The 3082-nt window shown below is 60.6% G+C and carries 3 protein-coding genes and 1 pseudogene; all 4 read left to right on the top strand.

All coding sequences use genetic code 11. From position 1 onward, the window contains the following. Positions 1–21 precede the first annotated feature (21 nt). Positions 22–564, top strand: a pseudogene (locus HLUSI_RS0115430) (class I tRNA ligase family protein); the annotation flags it as partial. Between the two features lie 85 nt (positions 565–649). Continuing rightward, positions 650–1159: a signal peptidase II gene (gene lspA, locus HLUSI_RS0115425; RefSeq protein WP_016834835.1), complete on the top strand. Its 510-nt coding sequence runs from the start codon at positions 650–652 to the stop codon at positions 1157–1159. Positions 1160–1231: 72 nt separating this feature from the next. Further along, a complete protein-coding gene (gene coaBC, locus HLUSI_RS0115420) occupies positions 1232–2440 on the top strand; it encodes a bifunctional phosphopantothenoylcysteine decarboxylase/phosphopantothenate--cysteine ligase CoaBC (RefSeq protein ID WP_016834834.1) in 1209 nt (402 codons plus the stop codon). 27 nt (positions 2441–2467) lie between these two features. Next, positions 2468–2917, top strand: coding sequence for a dUTP diphosphatase (gene dut, locus HLUSI_RS0115415; RefSeq protein ID WP_016834833.1), 450 nt, complete (start codon positions 2468–2470; stop codon positions 2915–2917). The last annotated feature ends 165 nt before the right edge of the window (positions 2918–3082 follow it).

Here is a 3082-nt window from a genome sequence, read left to right as displayed (position 1 = left end):
AGTTGATATGATTTGACTAGCATCACCCAGGCGCTGCTGCGCCTGATGGCGCCGACGCTGTCGTTCACGGCGGAAGAAGCCTGGAGCTTCTTCGCCGGCAAGGAAGCGTTTGCCGACAGCAGCGAAACCATCTTCACGCAGACCTATTACACGCTGCCGGAAGTGGCGCAAGCCGAGGCGCTGGTGGCCAAGTTCAACGTGCTGCACGAAGTGCGCGCGACCGTGACCAAGCAACTGGAAGAAGTCCGCATCGCCGGCAACATCGGTTCGTCGTTGCAGGCGGAAGTCGAACTCAAGGTCAGCGGCGACAAGGTGGCTTTGCTGCAAAGCCTGGGCGACGATCTGAAGTTCGTGCTGATCACTTCGGCAGCCAAGGTCACTGCGGTGGCGACGGAAGCCGACGAAGCCATCGTCGTCACGCCGTCGGCCAATCAGAAATGCGAACGCTGCTGGCACTATCGCGCGGACGTCGTTCCGCACGGCCAGCATGCCGAGCACGAAGGCCTGTGCGGCCGTTGCATCGCCAATCTGTTCGGCGGCGGTGAAGACCGCCATTTCGCTTAATCGTCAGACCACTCAATCCGGCACGCGACGAAAAACGCATGCCGGATTTCTTCAATGACATCATCCACGTCCGCATTCATCTTCCATGGCTTCCAATAAAAAACGCCTCATGCCCAGCTCCAGCAACAACAACAGCCTGCTGCCATGGTTGGGCATTTCGCTGATCATATTGCTGCTGGATCAGCTGTCCAAGATCACCATCGTCAAACTGTTCCACTACGGCGAATCGCGTCCGGTCACCGGCTTCTTCAACCTGGTGCTGGTCTATAACAAGGGCGCGGCATTCAGCTTCCTGGCGGCTGAGTCGGGCTGGCAGCGTCACCTGTTCACCGCCATCGGCATCGCCGCCGCGATCTACATCGTCTACCTGCTGCGCAAGCACGCCGGCCAACGCATGTTTTGCTGGGCGCTGGCGCTGATCCTGGGCGGCGCCGTGGGCAATGTGATCGACCGCATCCTGTACGGCCACGTGATCGATTTCCTCGACGTTTTCATCGGCAACTGGCATTGGCCGGCCTTCAACATCGCCGATAGTGCGATCTGCGTGGGTGCGGTATTGTTCGTGCTGGATGAATTGCGCCGCGTCGGCAAATAGTGTCGGACGGCAAGGCTGCGAATGATTGTGATCGCGCAGTCGTCATGATTGAGTTCTATAAGGAGTAAGGCAATGGATCTCGCTGGCAAAAAAATCCTTCTCGGGCTGACCGGCGGCGTGGCCTGCTACAAGGCTGCCGAACTGGCGCGCGGTCTCGGCAAGGCAGGCGCTTCGGTGCAGGTCGTCATGACGCAGGCGGCGACGCAGTTCATCACGACCGTCACCATGCAGGCGCTGACCGGCAACACGGTCTACACCGATCAATGGGATGCGCGCATCGGGAACAACATGCCGCACATCGATCTCACGCGCGGCATCGACGCAATCGTGATCGTGCCCTGCTCCACCGATTTCATTTTCAAACTGGCCCACGGCGCTTGCGACGACCTGCTGTCGACGCTGTGCGTGGCGCGTCCGCATGGCGTGCCGCTGCTGATCGCCCCGGCCATGAACGTCGAGATGTGGCAAAACCCGGCGACCCAGCGCAACATCGCGCGGGTGCAGCAGGACGGCATCAAGCTGCTCGGTCCCGATTCGGGCGACCAAGCTTGCGGCGAAGTCGGCTATGGCCGCATGCTGGAGCCGGAACAACTGCTGGAAGAAATCATTGCGGCGTTCCAGCCGAAGTTGCTGGCCGGGCGTCGCGTACTGCTGACCGCCGGCCCGACGTTCGAGCCGATTGATCCGGTGCGCGGCATCACCAATCTGTCATCGGGCAAGATGGGTTATGCCCTCGCCCGCGCTGCACGCGAAGCCGGGGCCGAGGTAGTGTTGGTATCCGGTCCGACGGCTTTGGACGCACCGTATGGCGTGCGTCGCATCGATGTACGGACCGCGCAACAAATGCATGACGCGGTGTTTGCCAACGTGTCGGGACAGGATATCTTCGTGGCTGTCGCTGCGGTGGCCGACTGGCGCGTTGCCAACGTCAGCGATCGGAAGCTCAAGAAAAGCGCCGACGACGACAGCCTCAAACTGGCTTTCGAACAAAATGCCGACATCCTCGCCGACGTCGCCGCCTTGCCCAAACGTCCGTATTGCGTCGGCTTCGCCGCCGAGTCCGAAAACCTCGAACAATACGGCGCTGCTAAACGCGTGAAGAAAAATATTCCCCTGCTGGTCGGCAACATCGGCCACGAGACTTTCGGCAAGGACGAAAACGCGCTGACGCTGTTCGACGACAAGGGCCATACCAGCCTGCCGCGCGCCGACAAGCAGACGCTGGCGCGGCAACTGGTGCGCGAGATCGCGTATCGCTTGTCCGCAGCAAGCACGCACTGATTTTTAATTTTCACTATTTTGGTTCCCATGAAAACTATCGACGTCAAAATCCTCGACCCGCGCATGAAAGACCAACTTCCCGCCTACGCCACCGCCGGCAGCGCCGGTCTGGACCTGCGCGCCTGCCTGGACGCGCCGCTGACGATCGCCCCGGGAACCACGCATCTGATCCCGACCGGCCTGGCGATCCACGTGGCCGATCCCGGCTATGCCGCGCTCATCCTGCCGCGCAGCGGTCTCGGCCACAAGCACGGCATCGTGCTGGGCAATCTGGTGGGGCTGATCGACTCCGACTATCAGGGACAGTTGATGGTCTCGACATGGAACCGCGGCCAGACCGAGTTTGTCCTAAACCCGATGGAGCGCCTGGCGCAACTTGTGATCGTTCCGGTCATGCAAGTGGGCTTCAATGTCGTTGAAGAATTCGACAGCAGCGAACGCGGCGCAGGCGGCTTCGGCAGTACCGGCAAACACTAAGGAGATCACTGGATGCACGCTCGACACCTGGCTTATTGGGGAAAAATAAAAATCGCGCTGGCAGTCATGCCGGCGGCATTGCTCGCAGCATGTGTAACACCGCAAGACAACACTGCCCTCAATAAACCTGCGCAATCCGCCACGGCGCCGGTCGCCCAGTTTTAC

The organism is Herbaspirillum lusitanum P6-12, assembly GCF_000256565.1.
Taxonomy (GTDB): domain Bacteria; phylum Pseudomonadota; class Gammaproteobacteria; order Burkholderiales; family Burkholderiaceae_D; genus Herbaspirillum; species Herbaspirillum lusitanum.
Note: the sequence above shows the minus strand (reverse complement) of the source record. Positions and strands in the feature narration are given on the sequence as shown.